This is a genomic window from Fischerella sp. JS2, assembly GCF_032393985.1.
Classification (GTDB): Bacteria; Cyanobacteriota; Cyanobacteriia; order Cyanobacteriales; family Nostocaceae; genus Fischerella.
In genome coordinates, this window is the sequence record NZ_CP135918.1 from 1,963,954 (window position 1) to 1,986,137 (window position 22,184).

Annotated in this window: 20 protein-coding genes; 6 read left to right on the plus strand and 14 right to left on the minus strand. The window is 40.1% G+C overall.

The window, feature by feature from the left end:
* Positions 1-19: 19 nt before the first annotated feature.
* On the minus strand, positions 20-187 hold the full coding sequence (locus RS893_RS08175) for a hypothetical protein (protein ID WP_315790701.1): 168 nt from the start codon (positions 185-187) through the stop codon (positions 20-22).
* 1,157 nt (positions 188-1,344) lie between these two features.
* On the opposite strand from RS893_RS08175, the gene RS893_RS08180 reads away from it, so the two are divergent.
* Together RS893_RS08180 and RS893_RS08185 are read left to right on the plus strand one after the other, a co-directional pair.
* Positions 1,345-3,324 carry a long-chain fatty acid--CoA ligase gene (locus RS893_RS08180; protein ID WP_315790703.1) on the plus strand — a complete coding sequence of 660 codons (1,980 nt, stop codon included), beginning with the start codon at positions 1,345-1,347 and terminating at the stop codon, positions 3,322-3,324.
* A 36-nt stretch (positions 3,325-3,360) separates the two neighbouring features.
* Positions 3,361-3,810, plus strand: a complete 450-nt coding sequence (locus RS893_RS08185; RefSeq protein WP_016869321.1) for a YlqD family protein — start codon at positions 3,361-3,363, stop codon at positions 3,808-3,810.
* A 235-nt stretch (positions 3,811-4,045) separates the two neighbouring features.
* Here the strand turns inward: RS893_RS08185 and RS893_RS08190 are convergent, their stop codons facing one another.
* Positions 4,046-4,567, minus strand: a complete 522-nt coding sequence (locus RS893_RS08190; protein WP_315790704.1) for a hypothetical protein — start codon at positions 4,565-4,567, stop codon at positions 4,046-4,048.
* 240 nt (positions 4,568-4,807) lie between these two features.
* Here RS893_RS08190 and RS893_RS08195 point away from each other — a divergent pair, with 240 nt between their 5' ends.
* Positions 4,808-6,118, plus strand: coding sequence for a dihydrolipoamide acetyltransferase family protein (locus tag RS893_RS08195; RefSeq protein ID WP_315790705.1), 1,311 nt, complete (start codon positions 4,808-4,810; stop codon positions 6,116-6,118).
* Positions 6,119-6,301: 183 nt separating this feature from the next.
* Positions 6,302-6,730, plus strand: coding sequence for a peptidylprolyl isomerase (locus tag RS893_RS08200; protein WP_315790706.1), 429 nt, complete (start codon positions 6,302-6,304; stop codon positions 6,728-6,730).
* Here RS893_RS08200 and RS893_RS08205 read toward each other — a convergent pair.
* The 8 genes from RS893_RS08205 to RS893_RS08240 all read right to left on the minus strand — a co-directional run bounded on the left by RS893_RS08205 (position 6,727) and on the right by RS893_RS08240 (position 15,746).
* The gene (locus RS893_RS08205; RefSeq protein ID WP_315790707.1) at positions 6,727-9,351 is read right to left on the minus strand and encodes a molybdopterin-dependent oxidoreductase; all 2,625 of its coding nucleotides are present in this window, start codon (positions 9,349-9,351) and stop codon (positions 6,727-6,729) included. The two genes, RS893_RS08200 and RS893_RS08205, sit on opposite strands and share 4 nt — an antisense overlap.
* A gap of 86 nt (positions 9,352-9,437) precedes the next feature.
* Positions 9,438-10,253, minus strand: coding sequence for an FAD binding domain-containing protein (locus RS893_RS08210; protein ID WP_315790708.1), 816 nt, complete (start codon positions 10,251-10,253; stop codon positions 9,438-9,440).
* 117 nt (positions 10,254-10,370) lie between these two features.
* Complete coding sequence (locus RS893_RS08215) at positions 10,371-10,943, minus strand: ureidoglycolate lyase (protein ID WP_315790709.1); 573 nt, start codon at positions 10,941-10,943, stop codon at positions 10,371-10,373.
* Between the two features lie 66 nt (positions 10,944-11,009).
* The gene (locus RS893_RS08220; protein ID WP_315790711.1) at positions 11,010-11,867 is read right to left on the minus strand and encodes a polysaccharide deacetylase family protein; all 858 of its coding nucleotides are present in this window, start codon (positions 11,865-11,867) and stop codon (positions 11,010-11,012) included.
* A gap of 136 nt (positions 11,868-12,003) precedes the next feature.
* Positions 12,004-12,918, minus strand: coding sequence for an ABC transporter permease (locus tag RS893_RS08225; protein ID WP_315790712.1), 915 nt, complete (start codon positions 12,916-12,918; stop codon positions 12,004-12,006).
* 132 nt (positions 12,919-13,050) lie between these two features.
* A complete protein-coding gene (locus RS893_RS08230; RefSeq protein WP_315790713.1) occupies positions 13,051-14,112 on the minus strand; it encodes an ABC transporter permease in 1,062 nt (353 codons plus the stop codon).
* Positions 14,105-14,830: an ATP-binding cassette domain-containing protein gene (locus RS893_RS08235; protein ID WP_315790714.1), complete on the minus strand. Its 726-nt coding sequence runs from the start codon at positions 14,828-14,830 to the stop codon at positions 14,105-14,107. Before RS893_RS08235 ends, RS893_RS08230 begins: the two co-directional genes overlap by 8 nt.
* Positions 14,787-15,746, minus strand: a complete 960-nt coding sequence (locus tag RS893_RS08240; protein ID WP_315790715.1) for an ATP-binding cassette domain-containing protein — start codon at positions 15,744-15,746, stop codon at positions 14,787-14,789. Before RS893_RS08240 ends, RS893_RS08235 begins: the two co-directional genes overlap by 44 nt.
* 139 nt (positions 15,747-15,885) lie before the next feature.
* Here RS893_RS08240 and RS893_RS08245 point away from each other — a divergent pair, with 139 nt between their 5' ends.
* A complete protein-coding gene (locus tag RS893_RS08245) occupies positions 15,886-16,140 on the plus strand; it encodes a CD225/dispanin family protein (protein ID WP_315790716.1) in 255 nt (84 codons plus the stop codon).
* A 62-nt stretch (positions 16,141-16,202) separates the two neighbouring features.
* On the plus strand, positions 16,203-16,637 hold the full coding sequence (locus RS893_RS08250) for a DUF2752 domain-containing protein (protein ID WP_315791914.1): 435 nt from the start codon (positions 16,203-16,205) through the stop codon (positions 16,635-16,637).
* Between the two features lie 126 nt (positions 16,638-16,763).
* On the opposite strand, the gene RS893_RS08255 is transcribed toward RS893_RS08250, so the two are convergent.
* The 4 genes from RS893_RS08255 to RS893_RS08270 form a co-directional block, all read right to left on the minus strand.
* Complete coding sequence (locus tag RS893_RS08255) at positions 16,764-18,884, minus strand: tetratricopeptide repeat protein (protein WP_315790717.1); 2,121 nt, start codon at positions 18,882-18,884, stop codon at positions 16,764-16,766.
* Between the two features lie 46 nt (positions 18,885-18,930).
* Positions 18,931-20,073: a BMP family ABC transporter substrate-binding protein gene (locus RS893_RS08260; protein ID WP_315790718.1), complete on the minus strand. Its 1,143-nt coding sequence runs from the start codon at positions 20,071-20,073 to the stop codon at positions 18,931-18,933.
* Positions 20,074-20,662: 589 nt separating this feature from the next.
* Entirely contained in the window at positions 20,663-21,034 is a 372-nt protein-coding gene (locus tag RS893_RS08265; RefSeq protein ID WP_315790719.1) for a TSUP family transporter, read from the minus strand.
* A gap of 161 nt (positions 21,035-21,195) precedes the next feature.
* Positions 21,196-22,170, minus strand: coding sequence for an acetamidase/formamidase family protein (locus RS893_RS08270; RefSeq protein ID WP_315790720.1), 975 nt, complete (start codon positions 22,168-22,170; stop codon positions 21,196-21,198).
* Between the last annotated feature and the right edge of the window lie 14 nt (positions 22,171-22,184).

Genomic DNA, 22,184 nt, shown 5'->3' on the forward strand with positions numbered 1-22,184 from the left:
TGTGTTTATTTTGAGCTAATTACAAAGAACTCGCCACTTCTGTGTTAATCTCCTGTGTTCTTGTCACTGTTGGCAATGATGCAGTTGGTTTATTTTTTACTGCTAAAACCATAGATAAAAGCTTGGGGAAGGCAAGGCAAATCACGGTACTAATCAAAGTTAAAAATAAACCATCCATTAAACGCATAGATAATCCCCCTTTTTTTGATCTGTATCTATGTACTCTATTTTGAAACTAAACTTCTAAAATTGATAGAGCAGATAGTTTGGAATTTCTTCTAGTTTGTATAAGCTCTTTTTAATTTTAAGTTTTGTTTAGATATTAACTCTATTTAGGGGGATTGTAAAAGCCGATGAAATAGTGTAAATTCGAAGTGGCCGTTGCTTTTAGTATTTCACGAACTTAAAGAAAAAGCAATATTAAAGTTTAATATACCAGCCTTTTCTAGATGGATAAAAATTTTAGTCCCAAAATCTCTTTTTAACTTCTTGCCTCTGTATTCTCTGTTCCTCTGCAGTTAATTTAATTACTTTTAAACCACTCCAGACGCAGAGATTGCAGGGAGAAAAAAGAGATTTTTTGAGTTCACTTGAAAGGGCTGGTTTAATAATTTAAAGATGCGTAATTCGTTAATGTTAAGTATTAAAGTAAACAAATATAAATACCTCTTCACTTATAGATGAATTTCAATAATTAGTATAGATTTTAGATAATTCATTAAAAAAAAGAACCAACAAGCTTTATGATTTTGGTGACTATAGTAAGAATGAATGCCCCTGAAATATTTACTAAAAAGCATCTATTTTGATACTCAACTGCAACATTAATTTGGGGAACACCTAGCACAAAAACGAGGACTAAATTTACATGATGGGCTACCTGTTAATGCATATGACGTACAAAAAGGAAAGCTAGTAATTTCTTGTTGGGTGTTTCTTGGAGTAGAAACTTTCTGCAATAGTTTAGTGGGTTTGATTTTTGGATCAGTCATGATACTTAAAAGCTTGGGAAATGTCAGGCAAGCAATTGTACTAATTAAAGTCAGCAATGTAATATCCATGCGATCCATAGGTAATCACCTTTTCCCTTTTAATTGGTCTTGGATAATAGGTGTCTACTGTTTTTAGTTAATCAAACAAATCATTTAAACCAACTAATAACTAAAGTTGGTATTGCTTTTTGTTTATACACTTTAATCATACTATAGATTTTTATATATATGTACATTAAATCCTCAAAATCTTTTTAGACAAAATAAATAGTGTCTATTCAAATTGAGTATTTTATCCTGATTGCAGCATAAGCTGGAAAAATAAACTATTGATTACTTAGGCTATAGTGTTATGTCAAAAACTTTTGTAGAAAATACTTTTCTTGCTAATATCACTGCCCAAGAACGTGAAGCAATTAAGGATTTGGCTGATTATTCTGGCGTGGAGTCGCTACCAGAAATTTGGCCTTTAGTGGCACAAAAATTTGGTAATATTGTTGCCCTCCGCGATCCTCATGCTAAACCTGAAGTAGTGTTAACTTATACTGAGCTATGTCAACAAATTCAACAATTTGCAGCTGGCTTACAGGCTTTAGGTGTACAAGCAGGCGATCGCATTTTCCTAATTGCCGATAACAGTCCGCGTTGGTTGATTGCCGATCAGGGAATTATGACTGCGGGGGCGGTGGATGCGGTGCGTAGTTCCCAAGCTGAAAAAGAAGAATTACTTTTCATTGTGGCTAACAGTGGCAGCACAGCGCTAGTAGTGGAAGATTTAAAAACACTCAAAAAACTATGTAATAGCTTGAATGATTTGCCCATTCAATTTGTGATTGTACTCAGTAACGAAGCATTACCAGAAGCTGAAACTCTGAAGCTGTATACATTTAGCCAGTTGATGGAAATTGGCGCTCAGCATTCGTTGCAACCAGTCAAACACAACCTTAATGATTTGGCTACGCTAATTTATACATCGGGTACTACAGGAAAACCGAAGGGTGTGATGCTGACTCATCGTAATTTGATGCACCAAATCGTAGCTATCCCGGTTGTCGTGCAACCCCGTCCTGGAGATACAGTTTTGAGTATTCTCCCTACCTGGCACAGCTATGAACGTAGTTGTGAATATTTTCTACTTTCTCAAGGCTGTACTCAGGTTTATACCAACCTCCGCTCGATCAAACGAGATTTGAAAGAATATAAACCTCATTACATGGTAGCTGTACCACGCCTTTTAGAATCTATTTATGAAGGAGCGCAAAAACAGTTTCGTGAACAACCAGCTTCTCGGCAACGCTTGATTAACTTCTTTTTTGAGATAGGTGAGAAATATATTAAAGCGCGCCGGACTTTGACGGGTTTGAATTTAGAAAATCTCAATCCGAGTATGGGCGATCGCTTAACAGCTAGTCTACAAGTTGCCGCTTTATCACCTTTGTATGCTTTAGGGGAAAAACTAGTTTATAGCAAAGTCAGGGAAGCAACTGGTGGTAGAGTCAAGCAGATGATTAGCGGCGGTGGTGCGCTTCCCAAGCATGTAGATAACTTTTTTGAAATTCTTGGTGTCGAAATTTTGGTGGGTTATGGCTTGACAGAAACTGCCCCCGTTACCCACGCACGGCGTTACTGGCGAAACTTACGCGGTGCATCTGGGCAACCAATCCCAGGTACAGAAACTAAAATAGTTGATCCAGAGACTAAAAAAGAGCTACCAACAGGAGAACGGGGGTTAGTGTTGCTGCGGGGGCCGCAAATTATGCAAGGTTACTACCAAAATCCCGAAGCCACAGCTAAAGCAATTGATTCAGAAGGTTGGTTTGATAGCGGTGACTTGGGTTGGGTAACACCACAAAATGACTTAATTCTGACCGGACGGGCAAAAGATACGATTGTATTAACGAATGGGGAAAATATCGAACCACAACCGATAGAGGATGCTTGTTTACGATCGCCCTACATAGATCAGATTATGTTGGTTGGGCAAGACCGTAAATCTCTGGGTGCTTTAATTGTTCCGAATTTAGAAGCCTTAGAAAAATGGGCAGCTTCTGGGAATCTCCAACTATGTATAGAGGATGAAAATGTTACTGCGGCTACGAGTCAAAAAATTAACCTGGAGAGTAAAATAATCCAGGATTTATTTCGGCAAGAACTGAATCGGGAAGTGCAAAATCGTCCAGGCTATCGACCAGATGACCGCATTGGCCCGTTCAAGCTAATTCTCGAGCCATTTTCGATTGAAAATGGCATGATGACCCAAACACTGAAAATTAAGCGACATGTCGTGATGCAACACTATCACGATATTATTAACGGCATGTTTGCCTCATAAGTCCACTGCAAACTATCAACAAACGTGAACTCTTTTATGGATGTCTCCAAACCTCAACTGCTTTTAAAGCGTGTCGTCAACATTAAAGCCATTGTCACTCCCTTGTGGAAAGAGGAAGTGCAGCAGCAACTGCAAGCGCAAATCAATCAAATTGACCAGCAATTGCAACAGTTGGACATCCAAGGACAACGGGCGATCGCAGAAGTACAAAAACAAAATCTGCAACCGCCTGGTCCCCAAACCCTCCAACAAATTGAGAGTATTCAATACCAGGTCAATCAAAAGAAAAGTGAACTGCTAGAGCAAAAAAATCAAAGTCTGCAAAACCTCCAGCAAGTGCAGCTTTTAGAGTTAGACCAAGAAGTCAATCAATTTCAGATGGAAGGTTTTTTCCGCGTCGAACCAGGGGATAATTTAATTAGCAAAATGCAGGTCGAAGTTGTGCTGCGTGATGGTGTTGTAGAAGAAATTCGTGGCGATGTATAAACTCGATGCTAGGTCAGTTAACAGTGATCAGTGACAGTAAGCAAACAAACCTGACAACTGGTAACTGATAACTGATAGCTGAATCAATGTAGACTCCTCACACCACACTTAGTCTCTCCTTACTCCTCTTCGTTGAGAGCAGCCCCACTGGTGGCGATCGCGAAGCGCTATGAATGGAATAAACAAGTCAAATCCCTCAAATCCTCTTCCATTCTGCCCTCTGCCTTCTAAACATCTACTGGCAAATGACCTTAATCAAATTTTGCTGATCTTGGTTGGAAAAACACTTCTCTTGGGAACCAGCCCAAACAATTTGCCACAGAGGGGGTGAACTCGCCAGTAGCGATCGCCCAAAGCTTGTCAGTTCAACTCGGTATTTGACAGCGTTAGCTGTTTTCTTTCCTTGGTTAGTTTGGATGATGGTGACTAACGCCTGATTGGGGTGTGGGTAATATACCTCTACCTTACGTGTTCCTTGCTCTAGTTGGTTAAAGTCAAAAGCATCAAGAGCCAAAGCAGCAGGATCAGTACCTTGGAGAACAGACTTAATACTGTCTAAAGGTACTGTTTTGTAATTAGCCCGTTCTGGATTGGTAACAATCTCTTGAGCCGAGGCTACCGCAGAAGAGTGCTGCTGTGATCTGGTGCTATTGGCAGTCAGAGCATATTGCTGGCGATTAGTTAAATATACTCCAGCAAGAGCAGTGGCAAAGATACTTAGTACCAGAATTACCAAAATTTTCAACTTTGCCGACATAAAAACTCAAAAAGCACTTTCAAACTGTTTATTTATCACTTTTGCATTGTAGATTGAGAGATTACTCAAGTTCCTCTTACTTTTGAGTAATTATTCTGATGTAAGCAGCCATGATAAGAAATACAAATTAATAGACCACTGGGTAATAGAATAGTTCCTCGCGTCGGTCGTCAAGATACAATTCGATCTGGCATTAATTTTGTTAAAGTCTATAAATTTATCGATTCGCCAAACCCCCTTATGAGCATTTACGAAGTATTCATGCCTGCACTTAGTTCCACTATGACCGAAGGAAAAATTGTCTCCTGGGTAAAATCGCCCGGGGATAAAGTGGAAAAAGGCGAAACTGTGGTGGTTGTCGAGTCGGATAAGGCAGATATGGATGTGGAATCCTTTTATGAAGGATACCTTGCTCACATCATTGTGCAAGCTGGTGAAACTGCACCAGTGGGAGCTGCGATCGCGCTGTTGGCAGAAACTGAAGCCGAAATTGAAACAGCCAAATCTCAAGCTCAAGGCGCTGATACTGCAAAACAGGAAACTACTGCTACCACCGCTCCTGCAAAAACCGCAGATACAGCCGCTGCCTTCACACCTGCCTTGGCGACTCAAAACGGCTCTAACCATCGCTCTGGAAGGGTTGTAGCTTCACCCCGCGCCCGTAAATTAGCTAAAGAACTCAAAGTTGATTTGAGTAACATTTCTGGTAGTGGTCCTTACGGTCGTATTGTGGCTGAAGATGTGGAAGCAGCGATCGGCAAAACTAGTCAGCCACCTGCTAGCGCTGTTCCTATCACCCCACCATCAGTTGTGACTCCAGTTGCAACCGCACCGACAAAACCAGCACCAACTCCCACGCCAGCAGTTGCCGCAGTTCCCGGTCAAGTAGTGCCTTTGAATACCTTACAAAGTGCTGTGGCCCGGAATATGGTCGCTAGCTTATCAGTGCCTGTGATCCATGTAGGTTATACAATCACCACTGATGCCTTGGACAAATTATATAAACAAATTAAATCTAAGGGTGTGACAATGACCGCCCTACTAGCGAAAGCCGTAGCGGTGACACTGCAAAAACACCCACTGATTAATGCCAATTACTCAGATCAAGGTGTTGTTTATCCTGCTAGTATCAATGTAGCCGTTGCCGTAGCGATGGATGATGGTGGATTGATTACACCAGTATTGCAGAACGCTGATCAGATGGATATCTATTCTTTATCTCGTGCTTGGAAGTCTTTGGTAGAAAGGGCAAGAGTTAAAAAGCTACAACCAGAAGAATACAGCACTGGCACATTTACATTGTCTAACTTAGGGATGTTTGGTGTCGATAGGTTTGATGCAATTTTACCACCCGGACAGGGTTCAATATTAGCGATCGGTGCATCCCGCCCCCAAGTCGTTGCTACCACCGATGGTATGTTTGGCGTTAAGCAACAAATGCAGGTAAACATGACTAGCGACCACCGGATGATTTATGGCGCTCATGCTGCGGCGTTCTTGCAAGATTTAGCGAAGCTGATTGAGACTAATCCACAATCTTTGACTATGTAAGGAAAATTGCAGTGAAAAATTTGTGAGAATCGCAAAGCTCAGATCCCCGACTTCTCAAAGAAGTTGGGGATCTTGTCTCTCACAAACTTGAAATCTTAATAAATAACAAAATCGGGATACATTTGCTCGTAGAAGTACTAGGGTGGGTAGGTGTAGTGAACTAAAATTTTGAAGGAGACGAAAATGGGACAAGCGAAACTAGGTGATACTGTGAAAGTTCACTATACAGGTAAGCTAGATGATGGCACAGTATTTGACACTTCTGTTGAGCGAGAACCCTTGCAGTTTTCGATTGGTGAAGGATTAGTTATTCCCGGGTTTGAACAGGCTGTAGTTGGCATGACTCCAGGAGAATCCAAAAGGACAAATATTCCAGCAGATGAAGCCTACGGCCCTTATCGCCCAGAATTGGTTATGGTAGTTGACAAAGAACGCATCCCCACAGATGTATCTGTAGAGGTGGGTCAAATGTTACAAATTTCTCAGAGTAATGGTCAAGCCATACCCGTAGTTGTTACAGAGGTTTCAGACTCTCAGATCACTCTTGATGCTAACCACCCCCTAGCAGGACAAGAACTGATATTTGATATCCAGCTAGTCCAGATTGACTAATGGGAAGCGATCGCTTGCCAAACTCGTTCGGGTAGCATTGGTAATTGACGCAACCTTACACCCGTTGCATGAGCAACCGCATTAGCGATCGCCGCTGCTGTACAGTTAGTAGTAATTTCTCCCACTCCCTTCGCACCAAAAGGCCCGTAGGGGTCGGCTTTTTCGATTAAAAATATTTCCATAGGTGGCACATCAGCAGCAGTGGGAATGCGATAATCCCGTAGCGTTGGATTCACAATCCTACCTTCTTGATCAAACAGCAACTCTTCCATCAATGCATAACCAATTCCCATCGCAATCCCACCCGTTGCTTGTCCCTCACAAATTCTAGGATTAATAGCTTTACCTAAATCAATCGCCTGCACACACCTCAAAACCTCAATCTTCCCCGTCTCCACATCAACTTCCACCTCCGCACCCTGCACAGCAAAAGTTAAAGTTGATTCATCCGCCGCATAACTTACCTGTACACTCCTTTCTTGTTGGCCACTTCTCAACCTCTCGGCCGCCAATTTCACAGCTTGCCCAGAAATATACAACGTCGCCGACGCATAAGAACCAGCATCAAAAGGCGTTTCTTTTGTATCCCCAGAAATAATACTAATCTCACTCACACCCACACCCAACACCTGGGCCGCAATTTGTCGCAGCGTCGTATCAGAACCAGTCCCCACATCCACTGCACCTGTTCTTAACTCATACTTACCATCAGCTAACAACGATAACTTCACACTCGCAACGTGGATTTTTGATAAACCACTACCTTGCATCGAAACAGCAAATCCCACCCCGCGCCGCCGAGAACCATTTACTATTGGCCGCGTACCAGGAATATAACCAAGGGACTGCACAACTTTGGCAAAACATTCATCAACAGCATAGCTACCAATTAAATTAAAATGGTCTGCTGATGACCTGCCTAAATTAATCACATCACCTGGACAAATAATATTTTTTTGCCGTAACTCTACAGGATCAATCTTGAGTTTTTCCGCTATTTCATCAACTTGACTTTCCATCGCAAAAGTGCCTTGAGTTACCCCATAACCGCGAAATGCACCTGCTGGCATGGTATTTGTATAAACAGCAAATCCTCGAAATCTTTTATTTGGGCAACGATACAAACCTAAAGGAATATAACCTGATAAAAATACTACCGTTTGTCCATGATTGCCATAAGCACCAGTGTTAGCAATTACTTCCATCTCCTGTGCCACAAATGTGCCATCTTTTTTCACTCCACTTTTGATACGAATTGTCATTGCGTGGCGACTATTGGTAGCAGTAAATTCTTCTTTTCTGGTAAATTCCCATTGTACAGGTTTGCCTGTGAGGAAAGTAGCAAAAGCGCAAATATCTTCTGATAAAATCTCTTGTTTGTTACCAAATCCACCACCGATTTGGGCTTTATAAACGCGGATTTTATCTAGCGGAAAATTGAATATTTGGGAAAGCAAACGTTGGCAATGAAATGGAACTTGAGTACTCGAACGAACAACTAATGTTCCGTCTGCTTCTAACCAAGTAATTGTGATATGGGGTTCTAGATGTACATGTTGTACTGCTGGCAAATTATATGTATTTTCTAATATAAAATCTGCTTCTGCAAAACCCTGTTCAACATCACCAGATTCCAGAAATATTTGTCCAGCAATATTGCGATCGCGATCAGGAATTTGTGATGATTCTGGTTCATCATGAATGACAATACCACCATTCATGGCTGAAACCGGGTCGATGACGTGGGGTAAAATTTCGTAATCAACTTCAATCAAATCACAGGCTTGTTCAGCTATAGCTACCGACTCCGCAACCACAACAGCAATGCGATCGCCTACAAATCGTACCTTATGGTCTAATAAATAATGATCGAGAGGATCGGGGACTGGTTCGGCGTGTCCAGCAGTGGTATAGGGTATCCTGGGAACATCTGTATGGGTGAAAACCGCAACAACGCCAGAGAGTGTTTTAGCTGCGGCGGTATTAATCTTGCGGATGCGGGCGTGAGGATGAGGCGATCGCAATACTTTCAGATGGAGTAAGCCGGGTGGTACAAAATCAGCTGTATAGGATGCTTTACCGATGACAATTGCTGTACCGTCTTGTTTAGGAATATTTTTTCCAATCGCAATCGATGAATCTGCAACCACATCACATCTGTGTGTATCTGTGTGCATCTGTGGTCGAAATTGATTAATACTATCAAGAATCGCCTGATACCCAGTACAGCGACAAAGATTACCTTTCAGTGCCAAACGCAATTCTTCTGGTGATGCAACAGGTAACTTCGCTGCACTCATAATCATACCCGGAGTGCAGAAACCGCATTGAAACCCTTGTTCTTGCAAAAAGGCTTGTTGGATTGGTGCAAGTTCACCATTTTTTGACAAACCTTCTATGGTTGTGACTGATTGATTGGCTATGCGCATCGCTGGATAAATGCAACTATGAATTGGTATGTCATTTACCCAAACTGTACAAGCACCACAATCACCACTATCGCAAACTCGATGAACACTAAAGCAACCAAGTTGTCGTAATAGAGTTAAAAGGCTAGTTCCGGGATGGCAAGTAACTGTTAGATTTTGGTTGTTAATTTGGAAGTTGAATGATTGTTGCATGTTTTATGTTTCATAGGAATTGTGGTTGGTGAAAAAGATTATTTTTGAATGTCGAACACAGATGCACACAGATGGATACAGATGGGTTATGCGTGTGTATTTGTTAGTTGTAATTGGTGAAGCGATCGCTTGATTAAAGTTTGTGTGATTTCACGACGATAAGTTGCGCTGGCTTTAGGGTTATTGATAAATTCTATATTCTTTAGAAAGGGCGAATAGTTTATATTTATATGATGACAATCCAATAATTTCGGTGCAGGTACACTTGCACCAATTACACACTTAAATTGTAAATTTTCAGGGTTATAGGCACTGACTACAATTGCTAAAGCTGGATCTGTTGCTGCAATACCAAAACGCTGGTAATTCACTCGCCATTTTAAAGTTTCTATAGGAATCAAAACTCGTCTCAATACTTCAGATGGTTGCAAGATTGTCTGACGAGAACCTATTTGAAAATCCTCTGCGGCTACTAGACGCGCCTCTCCTTGTAAATTCCAAATTTCATATTTTGCACCTAATGCTATCATGATTGGTGCGAGGGTTCCGACAGATAAGGCTAAGCATAAGTTACCTCCTACTGTTGCCATATTAATAACTTTTAATGATGCGGCTAGGACAGAAATGGCACTTTTTAATCCTGCAATGGCAGTCCATTCTGATTGCCAAGAATACTGTAATATTTTTATGAGTGGACAAGTTGCACCAATGAGTAAATTTTCTTCTTGAATTTTAATTTCTGACCAATCCAAAAATTGCATATCTACCAACACCCGCAACTGCGGTTGTGGTTCTGAAAATAGCCATGTTCCACCCGCTAACCAAGCCCAATCTTTATCCCAATTATTGATAGTTTGCAAATTTTTGGGACGTAAATAAGTTTCAATATTTGGCAAATCCATTATTAAATATTTTTTAAACACAGAGTATCGCAGAGGAAAGCACGGAGGAACACAGAGTAATATTTCTTTGCGTTACTCTGCGTTAAACCTTTGCGTCCCTTTGCGATTTGAAAAAATTTAAACATCTAATTGAATTTCACAACCTAATCTTTGTGGTAGAGAAATTTTATAAATATCGCCTTGATTCATTTCACCTGGTTCTTGCATTTGACTCAATGCTGTGACAACTTCATCAGAGTTGGCGGTGAGAAGGACAACGGGTTTGTCACAAGCAATAGGGAAATCATGCCAAGTACCTAAGTGTAGTAAAAGTGCATGTCCAGGAGGAAATTTTAGGGCTTTGACTTGAGTTAAATCCGGTAAATTTTTACCTTGATTATCGTTAGGTGGTGCCATTACCATAATAAATGGTGCTTGTCCTAAACCAATAAACAATTGGGTCATGTGCATATGGCGTTCTAGCCAGAGAATTGAAGGATAACCTGGCATTATTTTCGCGGTTCTAAAAGTTGCTGTTCCGCGATAGGTAAAGTCAATATTTTCGCCTTCAATGACTCTACCTTGATAAAAAGGAATTCCTAAACCTGGTTTACTGACGTCATCTCCTAAAAGATGTCCGTAGGGTTTGATGTTTTCAGAGTTAGCGTTGATGACGGGGATTTTTAAGATTTGAGTTTGCGAAGGTGTCATAAGTATTGTTAGCTATAGTTAGATTTTATCTTTTGACGAACACAGATGCACACAGATGAACACAGATTAATTTGTATTTTGATTCATTAAGTTATAAATTTCTTCGCCTGTTGTTAGCCAGGTATTAGGTGTATTTTTTATATGTGTTAAGCACTGTTTCAAATACTTTAATCGCAATGGTTGACCAACGATAAATGGATGCAAGCCAATGGCCATGACTCGTCCTTGTGTTTCTCCTTCTTGCCAAAGTTCTTCAAATTGATCTTCTATGGCTTGGGCAAATTCTACCCCAGAAAAGCGGTTACTTAAACATAAAGTAATATCATTTGCTTCGATGGTGTAAGGAATTGCTAGTAAGCGACCGTTGGGTAATGGATACCAATATGGTTGGTCATCATTTACCCAGTCGGCTGTGTAAATAATTCCAGCGGAATACAATAATTCAAAAGTTGATTCTGTGATGGAAAAACCTGGTGTTAACCATCCTTTGGGACTTTTACCTGTGGCTTGTTCTAGTAAGGTTAAAGTTAGATCAATTATCTCTATTTCTGTATCTCTATCCATCCCACTATGACCAGTGGAATTATTAATACCATGCGCCATGATTTCCCAGCTATATTTCTGCATAGCTGCGATAATTTCAGGATAAAGTGTACAAATTTCGCCGTTAACTGCCGCAGTCACAGGAATTTCTAACTCAGCAAATAAATCAAATAACCGCCAAATACCGACACGATTGCCATAGTCTCGCCAACCATAGTTAGCAATTTCTGGATAACTATTTAAATGGGGTTGAATTGCTGTTCCTAGCTTACCAAAGGTGAAATGTTCGACATTCATTACTACCCATACAGCTACTCTGGCATGATTAGGTAATGTGAAAACTGGACGTTGGGTAATTGGTTGAAAAGATGGGGGCTGCATAAAAATTAGTAAGAAAAAATTAATCTCTGGTCATCTATGTTCATCTGTGTGCATCGGTGTTCGCCTTTATAAAACATAATTTTTTCACCACAAAAATCCACATCAAACATGAATTTCATAATTTATAATTCATAACTCATAATTTTTGCAATGGTTTTCCCAGTGATGCAGGTGCTACTAATTGGATACGGGTGGCATCCCGTGAGATGATCGTTAGCACTAAGATAGTTGCAAGGTAGGGCAAGGAAGATAAAAGATAAGGGGAAATATCTACTCCTAGTCCTTGCAAAATTAACTGAATAGCGCTGACTCCACCAAATAAATAAGCACCCAACAAAATTCTCATTGGTTTCCAAGTTGCAAACACAACTAAAGCGATCGCAATCCATCCCCGCCCGGCAGTCATGTTCTCTGCCCAAAAAGGTGTATACACTAGGGAAAGATAGGCCCCTGCTAACCCCGCCATCGCCCCACCAAACAGAACTGCTAAATAACGTACTCTATTTATAGGTAAACCCAAAGCATGGGCTGCTGTGGTTGATTCACCTACACTCCGCAATATCAGTCCTGAGCGCGTTTTTTGCAAAAACCAAGCGACCAAAAATACTAAAATAATTGAGAGATATACTAAGATATCTTGCTGAAAAAAAGCTTTCCCAATCACGGGTATGGATTCTAAAATTGGAATGCTGAAAGGTTGCAAACCAGTAATTATTTGCCCAACATAATCTGCACCAATAAAAGCACTGAGTCCAGAACCAAAAATGCTAAGGGCTAAACCTGTTGCTACTTGATTAGTGCTTATAGTAATTGTTAGCACAGCATGAATAAAAGCGATCGCTATGCCTGCAACTAGGGCGATCAGTAACCCTAAATAGATATTATCTGTAACAGAAGCAACAATAAAACCGCTAGCAGCCCCAACCAGCATCATTCCTTCTACACCAAGGTTTAAAACACCCGATTTTTCTGCCACTAATTCGCCCAATGCGGCTAAAATCAAAGGTGTAGCTGCACGTAAAGTATCGTTGAGAATGTTAGTAAAAATCATTTGTTATTGGTTAGTAGTTAGTGGTTAGTGGGTAGAGACGCGATGTTCCTCGCGTCTGTACATTAGTGGTTAGTGGTTAGTAGTTAGTAGTTAGTAGTTAATGACTATTGACCATTGACTCTTGACCCTTGCCTATTGACTTTTGACTATCCGCTTATAAATCAATAAATCACCTGCTAAAAGAAAGAAAAATACAATGCCTTGAAAAACTCCTGCTAAAGCTAAGGGCAGTCCTAATTTTATCTGTAATAATTCACTGCCTACATAAAACAGTGCCATCAGCAAACTAGATAAAATAATTCCCAAAGGGTGTAAACGACCAACAAATGCAGCTAGGATAGCAGCATAACCATAACCAGGAGAAATGAAAGGGCGTAATTGTCCAATGGGACCGAGAACTTCACACGCACCAGCTAAACCTGCTAAACCTCCACTGATAAGTAAACTTAGCCAAATAATGCGATCGCTTTTAATCCCAGCATAATTTGCTGCACTAGGACTTGCACCAATTACCCGCACACTAAAACCAAAAAATGTTTGTTGCAGCATTCCCCAAATTAACAATGTCGCCATGAGGGCAAAAATTACACCCAAATGTAACCGTGTCCCGGTAATCAATGATGGTAAGCTGGCGAATTCACTAAAGGGTGCAGATTCAGGGAAATTATATCCTTGGGGGTCTTGTAAAATTCCTCGGACTAAATAGTTTAAAAGAGAAACTGCCACATAATTCAACATTAAACTAGTGAGAATTTCATTAGTATGAAACTTCACTTTTAAAATAGCCGGGATGCTAGCCCAGATTGCACCACCTACTATTCCAGCTAGTAAACAAAGTAAGAGTAAAATGTAGTTATTGATATTGGCAAATACTAAGGCTACGGCACTAGCAAAAATTGCCCCCAGAGTAAACTGTCCCTCGGCACCAATATTCCAAACTTGGGCTTGAAAACATACAGCTAAACCAACAGCAATCAAGATAATTGGTGCTGCTTTGACTGCTATTTCTGTGATTCCATACAAACTACTTAAAGGCGAAATAAATAAAGTAGTGAATGCAGTAATCGGAGATTTACCCAACAAACGAAACAGAAAAAATCCTACAATTACTGTTCCTAGTAACGCTAGTAGAGGTGATAAAACTAACCAAATTTTTGCGGGTTGTTCACGGGGTTCTAATTTGAAGTCAAACAAAACCAACTCCTCCCATCCAACGACCAATTTGATCGCGACTGATATCTGCATTTGGCACAAAGGGAGAAAGTTGTCCTTTGTAGATGACGCCAATGCGATCGCACAATGTCAACAACTCATCTAAATCCTCGGAAACCACCAGTAATCCTGCGCCTATATCTCGCATTTCCATAAAAGCTTGATAAATAGTTGCAGTTGCATTTATATCCACACCCCAACTCGGATGTGCTGCAATCAAGATAGTCGGGTTTTGCTGAATCTCTCGTCCAATAATAAACTTTTGCAGATTGCCACCCGATAAACTAGCAGCAAAAGAATTTAACCCCGCTTGTTTGACATTAAAGGCGTCGCAAATTCTACTAGTCCAAGCTTTTAACTTGCGCTGCCGAATCATCCCGTTTCGCAATAACCCTTGAGAGTAACCTGTCAACAAAGCATTTTCCAACAGACTCATATTTGGTACAACACCCACTCCCAAACGTTCTTCTGGGACATATGCCAAACCCAGACGCCGCCGCTTAGGCACATCACAATCACCAATAGGCATTTCTCCCAACAGAACCATGTCTGCCTTGGGACAGATGACTTCACCACTCAAAGCTGCTAAAAGTTCCCTCTGTCCATTACCTGCTACTCCCGCAATCCCAATTATTTCCCCACTGCGAACATCCAAATTAATGTGCTGTAAGGATATTCCCAAATGATGCTTTGATTCCAAACACAAATCGCGGACTTGCAAGCAGATAGGGAAATGGGGAGGTGGGGATTAGGGACAGTGGGGAGGTGGGGAGGTGGGGGAGTGTAATATTCTCTTGTCCTCCTTGTCCTCCTTGTCCTCCTTGTCCTCCTTGTCCTCCTTGTCCCCCTTGTCCCCCTTGTCCTCCTTGTCCCTCAGTCTCCTCATCCCCGCCAACCATCATCCTTGCCAAACTGTCGATTGTCTCTGCTTGGGGGTTACATTCTGCTATTACCTCGCCATTCCGCAATATTGTTGCATGAGTGCATAGCGATCGCACTTCTTCTAACTTGTGGCTGCTAAATAAAATACTGCAACCACCAGCAGCAATTTGCCGCAACGTCAGGAATAGCTTTTCTGTTTCCTGGGGAGTTAACACCGCCGTGGGTTCATCTAAAATCAGTAATTTAGTAGCAACACACAGACAACGAATGATTTCTACTCGCTGCTTTTCACCTACAGATAATGTATAAACTGGGAAAGCTGGGTTGATATCTAAACCGTATTCTTGAGATAAAAGGCGAATTTTGCGGTTAACTCGCGCTAAATCCCATTTTTCGTTAGGAGGAAGTGCCAAGGCAATATTTTCTGTTATTGTTAAAGTTTCAAACAAACAAAAGTGCTGAAACACCATACCAATCCCTAGCGATCGCGCTTTTGCTGGGTTAGTGATATCAACTTGTTTTCCTTGCCAAAAAATTTCACCACGATCAGGACGTACTACCCCATAGATAATTTTCATCAGGGTACTCTTACCCGCCCCATTTTCTCCTAACAAAGCATGAATCTCACCCGGTTGAATTGTCAAATTCACCTGCCTATTTGCGAAAAAACCAGAGTAAGACTTGGTAATATTTCTAACTTGCAAACGGGGAATCAGCTCATTTAACCCTTGCATTTTGCCTCTGCTGCATTCTCGATTTATTATAGATTTTTATTAAGTCGATTTACATAATTTCAGGACGCTCTGATATCTTAAAGGTGCGTAATTTTTATACAGCGATTGCCAATAGTTATTCAAATTTAAGGATTTTTTAATGCAATCTCGGAATGTACCGACTTATTTGCCACAAGCGATCTTAACAACCCTCTTTTGCTGTCTGCCATTTGGAATTGTGGCGATCGTTTATGCAGCACAAGTAAATTCTAAATTAGCCGCCGGAGATTATGAAGGTGCTATGCAAGCATCTAAAAATGCCAAAATATGGTGTTGGGCATCCTTTGGTTCAGGACTGGCTGTTGTTGTACTTTATATCCTATTATTTGTCATTGCATCATTGGGTTCACGATAAGCTTACGAACACTGAACCTAGAAACAAACTCTATATTAATCATTGTTTTTGATTCTATGAAAATGAATGCACTTTATCCCCGCAAATATTCGTTTCTTACTAAAAAAAGTTTCAAAGTCGCAGCACTAACAAGTACTATTATTTTAGCTGCAATAGTTTTATATTTTTTTAATCCTAGCAATTCTCAGATCTACCCTCCTAGTCCATTTAGGTTGCTAACTGGCTTATATTGTCCTGGATGTGGCACACTCCGAGGCTTACATTATCTTTTGCATGGAAATCTACTCAAAGCTTTTGATTTAAACCCACTGATGGTAATATCATTACCATACTTAATCTATTCTTATATTGCTTATAGTGCGCCTGTAATTCTCGGTCAAAAGATTCCCCAAATTTTCATTAAATCTAATTGGATTTGGATGATCTTAAAAGTTATTTTGGCATACTGGATACTAAGAAATCTACCCTTTGCTCCTTTTTCTTGGTTAGCACCTTAAATCAGTAAACAGTGAACAGTGTAGACGGCTCATAGGCTTCCCGTAGGGTACAGTTATCAGTGATTAAGGCATATGGTGGGAGATTTAAACCCAAGGATTTTACTGAAAACTGATAACTGATAACTGTTAAATCGCTTGCCAAATTCTGATAGTTTTATCTTCGCTGCTAGAAGCGAGGAGTTGTCCATTGTGACTAATATCTACAGATAAGATACTACCAGTATGTCCAGTGAGAGTATGCAGCAGTGTCTTAGTTTTTAAGTTCCAAATTTTGATAGTTCGATCATCACTACCGCTAATTAAATTCTGTCCATCTGGACTCATAGCTAATGTTTGAATCGAACCATTATGTCCATCCAAAACTAGTTGAAGTTGACCAGTATATAAGTCCCAGATATAAATAGATTTACCAAAGCCAGCACCAACAACAACTTGTAAAGCTAAACTAATAGCAACAGCACGCACAAACCCTGGAAATCCCGCAATTGTTTGCAGCAATTCTCCTGTTTCTAATTGCCAAATTTTAATTAATTTATCACTACTACCACTGACGAGTAAATTACCATCAGAACTAATAGCTATACTATAAATTAAGCCTGGATTTTCGGGCAGAGTGCGCTGTAATTTGCCAGTTCCTACATGCCAAATTTTGATAGTTCGATCCCGAGAACCACTGACAAGAGTTTGTCCATCCCGACTAAAACCCAGTGTATTAATTAAGTCAAAATGTCCCCTCAGTACCGATATTAATTTACCAGTTTGTAGATGCCAAATTTTGATTGTTTTGTCGCTGCTACCACTAGCGAGAGTCTGTCCATCGGGGGAAATAGCTACAATTACCCACTCTCCCTTTTCTGACAGCACCCCTTGTAATTGCCGCTTTTGCAGATTCCAGATTCTGATCGTTTTATCGTTACTACCACTGACCAGGGTTTGTCCATCCCGACTAAATGCTACAGAACGGATAATATTGTTGTGTCCACTCAAAGCATAGGCAAAAGTCATATTGCTAAGGCTAACTGGACGATAACTAGGGGTTTGCTGTTTTTGCATGGCGTTAATTTTATTACGCCCAGCGATCGCACCAGCAAAATTCGGATCGATTCTTAAAGCTTGATTGTAATCTGCTAATGCTGCCTGGTAATCTCCCATTTGCAAATAGACATCACCCCGATTTCTCCATGCTTCTACATAGTTAGGATTCATCTGCAAAGCTTGATTAAGATCAGCGATCGCACCTTGGTAATCTAGTCTTTGAGCTTTATCTAGTCCCCAAAAATTGTAAGCTTCCCAGTTAACTGGTATAGTAGGCGGGACAGCAGCAACCTTCTTACCCTGCAAATCCTCTAAAACTTCTTGTGCAGATTGATATCTTTCTGGTAGGAAGTGTTTGAGCATCTTCTCGAGAATTTGCTCTAAATCTTTGCTAACACTGACACCTTTGTCTTGTAAATATTCTCGCCACAACCAGCAAGCATTTCTGACATCATACAAAGCATCGGCAAGATTACCAAAACTATCTTGTAATGGTAAACAACCTGTCAACAATCTTACACAAGTCGCTCCTAAAGCATAGATATCACTAGCAGGATAAGCATATCCTTGCATTTGTTCTAAAGGTGCATAACCAATTGTATAAATTCCTGTTCCCTGGCGAGCAAAAGTAGTTTGTGTCACCTGTTTTGCACCACCAAAATCGATCAACACAAGTTTGCGATCGCTTTGACGCCGAATGATATTTTCTGGTTTAATATCACGGTGGATAACATTGCGATCATGAATAAATTGCAAAATAGGCAACAAATCAGCTAATAGTTCTCGAATTTTTGCTTCATTAAATTCTTGTGTTAAAAGTTCTGTTGATAAAGTGTCCCCAGCAATAAATTCTTGTACTAAATATAAATTTGTACCTTGCCCAAAATAAGCAACTAAACGCGGAATCTGAGCATGATTTTCTCCTAATTCATATAATCGCCTAGCTTCTTCTTTAAACATAGATGCAGCTTTATTCAATGCTGCTGTTCCCTGTACTTGGGGGACAAATTGCTTAATCACGCAGGGCGAATCTAATCTATCAATATCTTGTGCTTCGTAGGTTCTGCCAAAACCACCCTCACCCAATAACCTGCTAATTCGGTAGCGACCTTTAAATAAAGCACCAAAATTATTTGAACCACAACTAGTGCAAAATCTATTCCCATCAGGATTAAAAGGATTTGAGCAATTAGGATTTTGACAGATTTGCATAAGTTTTCCCCTAGAACCCCAGCACAAATATCTACAAAGGCATACATTAGGATTCCGCTTGTGGAATTGACCCCTCAATTCCCTCTACGTACCAATTCATTGCTAATTGTTCCTTGTCCTGCAAAACTTTACCTTTCTGCACCCGTACTACACCTTTTTGGTCTTTTACGGGACCCGCAAAAGGATTGGCAGTACCTTTAATAAATTCCTCCCGCTTCGCCATTACCAATTGCTGTACATCTTGAGGAACTATAGGATTTATAGGTGAGATATCCACCATTCCTTGACCAATTCCCAACCAAACATCTTCCGATTTCCATGTACCATTGATTACAGACAAAGCTTGATCTGTGTAAAATTTCCCCCACTTATTAATGGCTGATGTTAAATGTGCCTTTGCACCAAACCGACTCATATCAGTGTTATAACCAAACGCAAAAATTCCTTTTTCCTCTGCTAATTGCACAACAGCAGCAGAGTCAGTATGCTGTGTCAGCACATCTGCACCTAAATTGATTAAAGCTTGTGCTGCTTCTCTTTCTTTGGCTGGGTCGTACCAACTTTGTACCCACACTACTCTTACTTTTGCCTTGGGGTTTACTGCCCGTAGTCCTTGGGTAAAAGCATTTATACCACGAATTACCTCTGGAATTGGGTATGCTCCGATAAAACCGATGATATTGGACTTGGTCATTTTACCAGCAATCATGCCAGTCAAGTAGCGTGGTTCTTCAAAACGTCCTAAGTAAGTGCCAACATTGGCAGCGCGTTTATACCCAGTACAGTGTTCAAAATAAACTTTAGGAAAATCTTTGGCAACTTTAATTGTTGGATTCATGTAACCAAAAGAAGTTGTAAAAATCAACTTATTGCCATCTAATGCCAGTTGACGAATTACCCTTTCAGCGTCAGCACCTTCGTTGACATTTTCTACAAAAGTAGATCTAACTTTACCTTGCAGATTTGCTTCCATTTCTCTACGACCAAGGTCATGGGCATAAGTCCATCCAAAATCACCCACAGGCCCTACATACACAAATCCTACCTTCAAAGGCTCATTCGCTGCTACAGGTGATGTTCCAAGGGATACTTCGCCCTGGGGATTATTAAATTTGTCTCTAGAACAAGCAACAAAGGTAAAACTAGCTCCTGTAAGAGAGGCATACTTGATAAACTGACGACGATCCATATTTATTGCTGATCCGCACCTGTTAAAAATATTTCTCTTTGTGGTAGTAAATAAGTAGTAGATGCAATTTTTAATTACATATTTGCTAGATTGTAGCTTTTGTTTTTGCGATTAATATACCTAAATTTTAAATAATCACAAGTTATTTTAATTACTTTAATAAATAGTTATCCCACTTAAAAAAAAGAATACAACATATAATTAATATAAGACCCCATCCCAACCCTCCCCTTTCTAAGGGGAGGGTACCGTTAGGCGGGTGGGGTTATCTGCTGCAAACATTATTTGAATTGGTATTAGTAATCAGTAATACATTGAATTAACATATTTTTTAACGTAGAGCAACGCAGAGTTTTTGGACTCATCAGTTGACCAATATTTAGAGTGTATAGCAATGGTGTGTCAGATTTTGTAGGTTGAGTCGAGTTTACAAGACCCAAAATTGTCTGGATAAGTTGGGTTTCGTTCCTCAACCCAACCTACCCTTAATTTACTATTTTAGTTGTGCCACGCTACTACAAGTTTCAGAATTAATTCATACATTATTTCTTAATTCTTGACTTGTGAATCAATTTTAAGTTGTATCTAATTATCTAAATAGCAAATATCGTAAACCAATTAGTAATAAAAACACGCCATACAGCTTTTTCATCAATTCACTACTAACAAATGGCTGATTGGCAAATAAAGCCCCAAACAAATTGCCAACGATTAAACCAACTGCAATAATGAATGCATATTTGATATTAAGATTACCGTTACGGTAGTAAACTATTGCAGCTAAAATACCGATAGGCAATATTTGAGCAGCGATAGAAGTACCAGTAGCAAACTTTTGATCCATGCTCATGAGTAAAACCATAGCTGGAACCATAATTGCACCACCACCAATACCAAACATACCGCCAGCTACACCAGCCACAAGACCAATTATCAACAATTGAATGAGTATGTTAGACATAAAATCTACTGTAAGTTAATTAACTGCACTTGATCTACAGCAATAAATTTATAGTAAAAACGACCTGGATAAATATTATTTGCACAATAACAGATTATCTGTGTTTATCTGTGTGCATCAGTGGTCGATTTTACCTAAATACTTTTAGTTGTAGTTTAAATTCATATTAGTGATAAATTTATCTCTCCTGAGAAAACAGATTTTGGTAACATTCCATGCACACCTTTATGGGGAATATTAACAACTTGAGTAATGCGAAAATTCACTGCTAAACTACATAATACATAGGCATCTTCTGGTGATATTTTTGTCAACTTTACCAAAAAATCAATCATGTTGTTTAAAGCTTGTTCTAAGGCTGCATCTAACGTCTCACCAAATCCCATTGTGATAATATCGGTGCTAGTTTCAGCGATCGGTGCAGTTAGTTGCAAATCCTTGCGAATTGTTAGTTGAATCCTACCATTCATAGATGTTTCGATCGCAGTCACATTAACTTCACCATCTCCCTGTGCTGCATGTCCATCACCAATCGAAAATAAAGCACCAGGAACAAAAATAGGCAAGAATACTCTGGAACCTGCTTGTAGTTCGCGGTTATCGATATTACCACCATAACAACCAGGAGGAATCGAAGAACGTTGCGTTTCGGGTGTAGCAACGCCAAGAATACCAAAAAAAGGTCTGAGGGGAATTTTTATGCCACTATTGACAGGAAATTCCGCAACGTTATTTTCTAAATCTAAGGGAATAAATCTCAAAGCTGGTTGAGTAAACTGGTGTGGTAAAGCACCCCATCCTGTCCGAATAGCATTAAAACCAACAGGTAAACTTGGTTTAATAGCTTCCAATTTGACCTCTAAAATATCTCCTGGTTCTGCTTCGCGCACATAAATAGGCCCTGTAAGCAAATGCGGCCCACCTGCTATTTTGCGTTCTGGCGGTAGGTTCTGGCAAATATCAACAAATTCTGGCGTGAGAAATTCTGGTGGTGCTTTGTCGTAAATATAATAACCAGTGTAAGTTTCTACATCTACTGTATCACCAGATTCAATCATCAATACTGATTCTATTTCATGGGAAAACCCACCTAGATGCACAGTATTTGAAGTTGCTTTAATAATGTGATGAGTCATTAATCTTTTGGTAC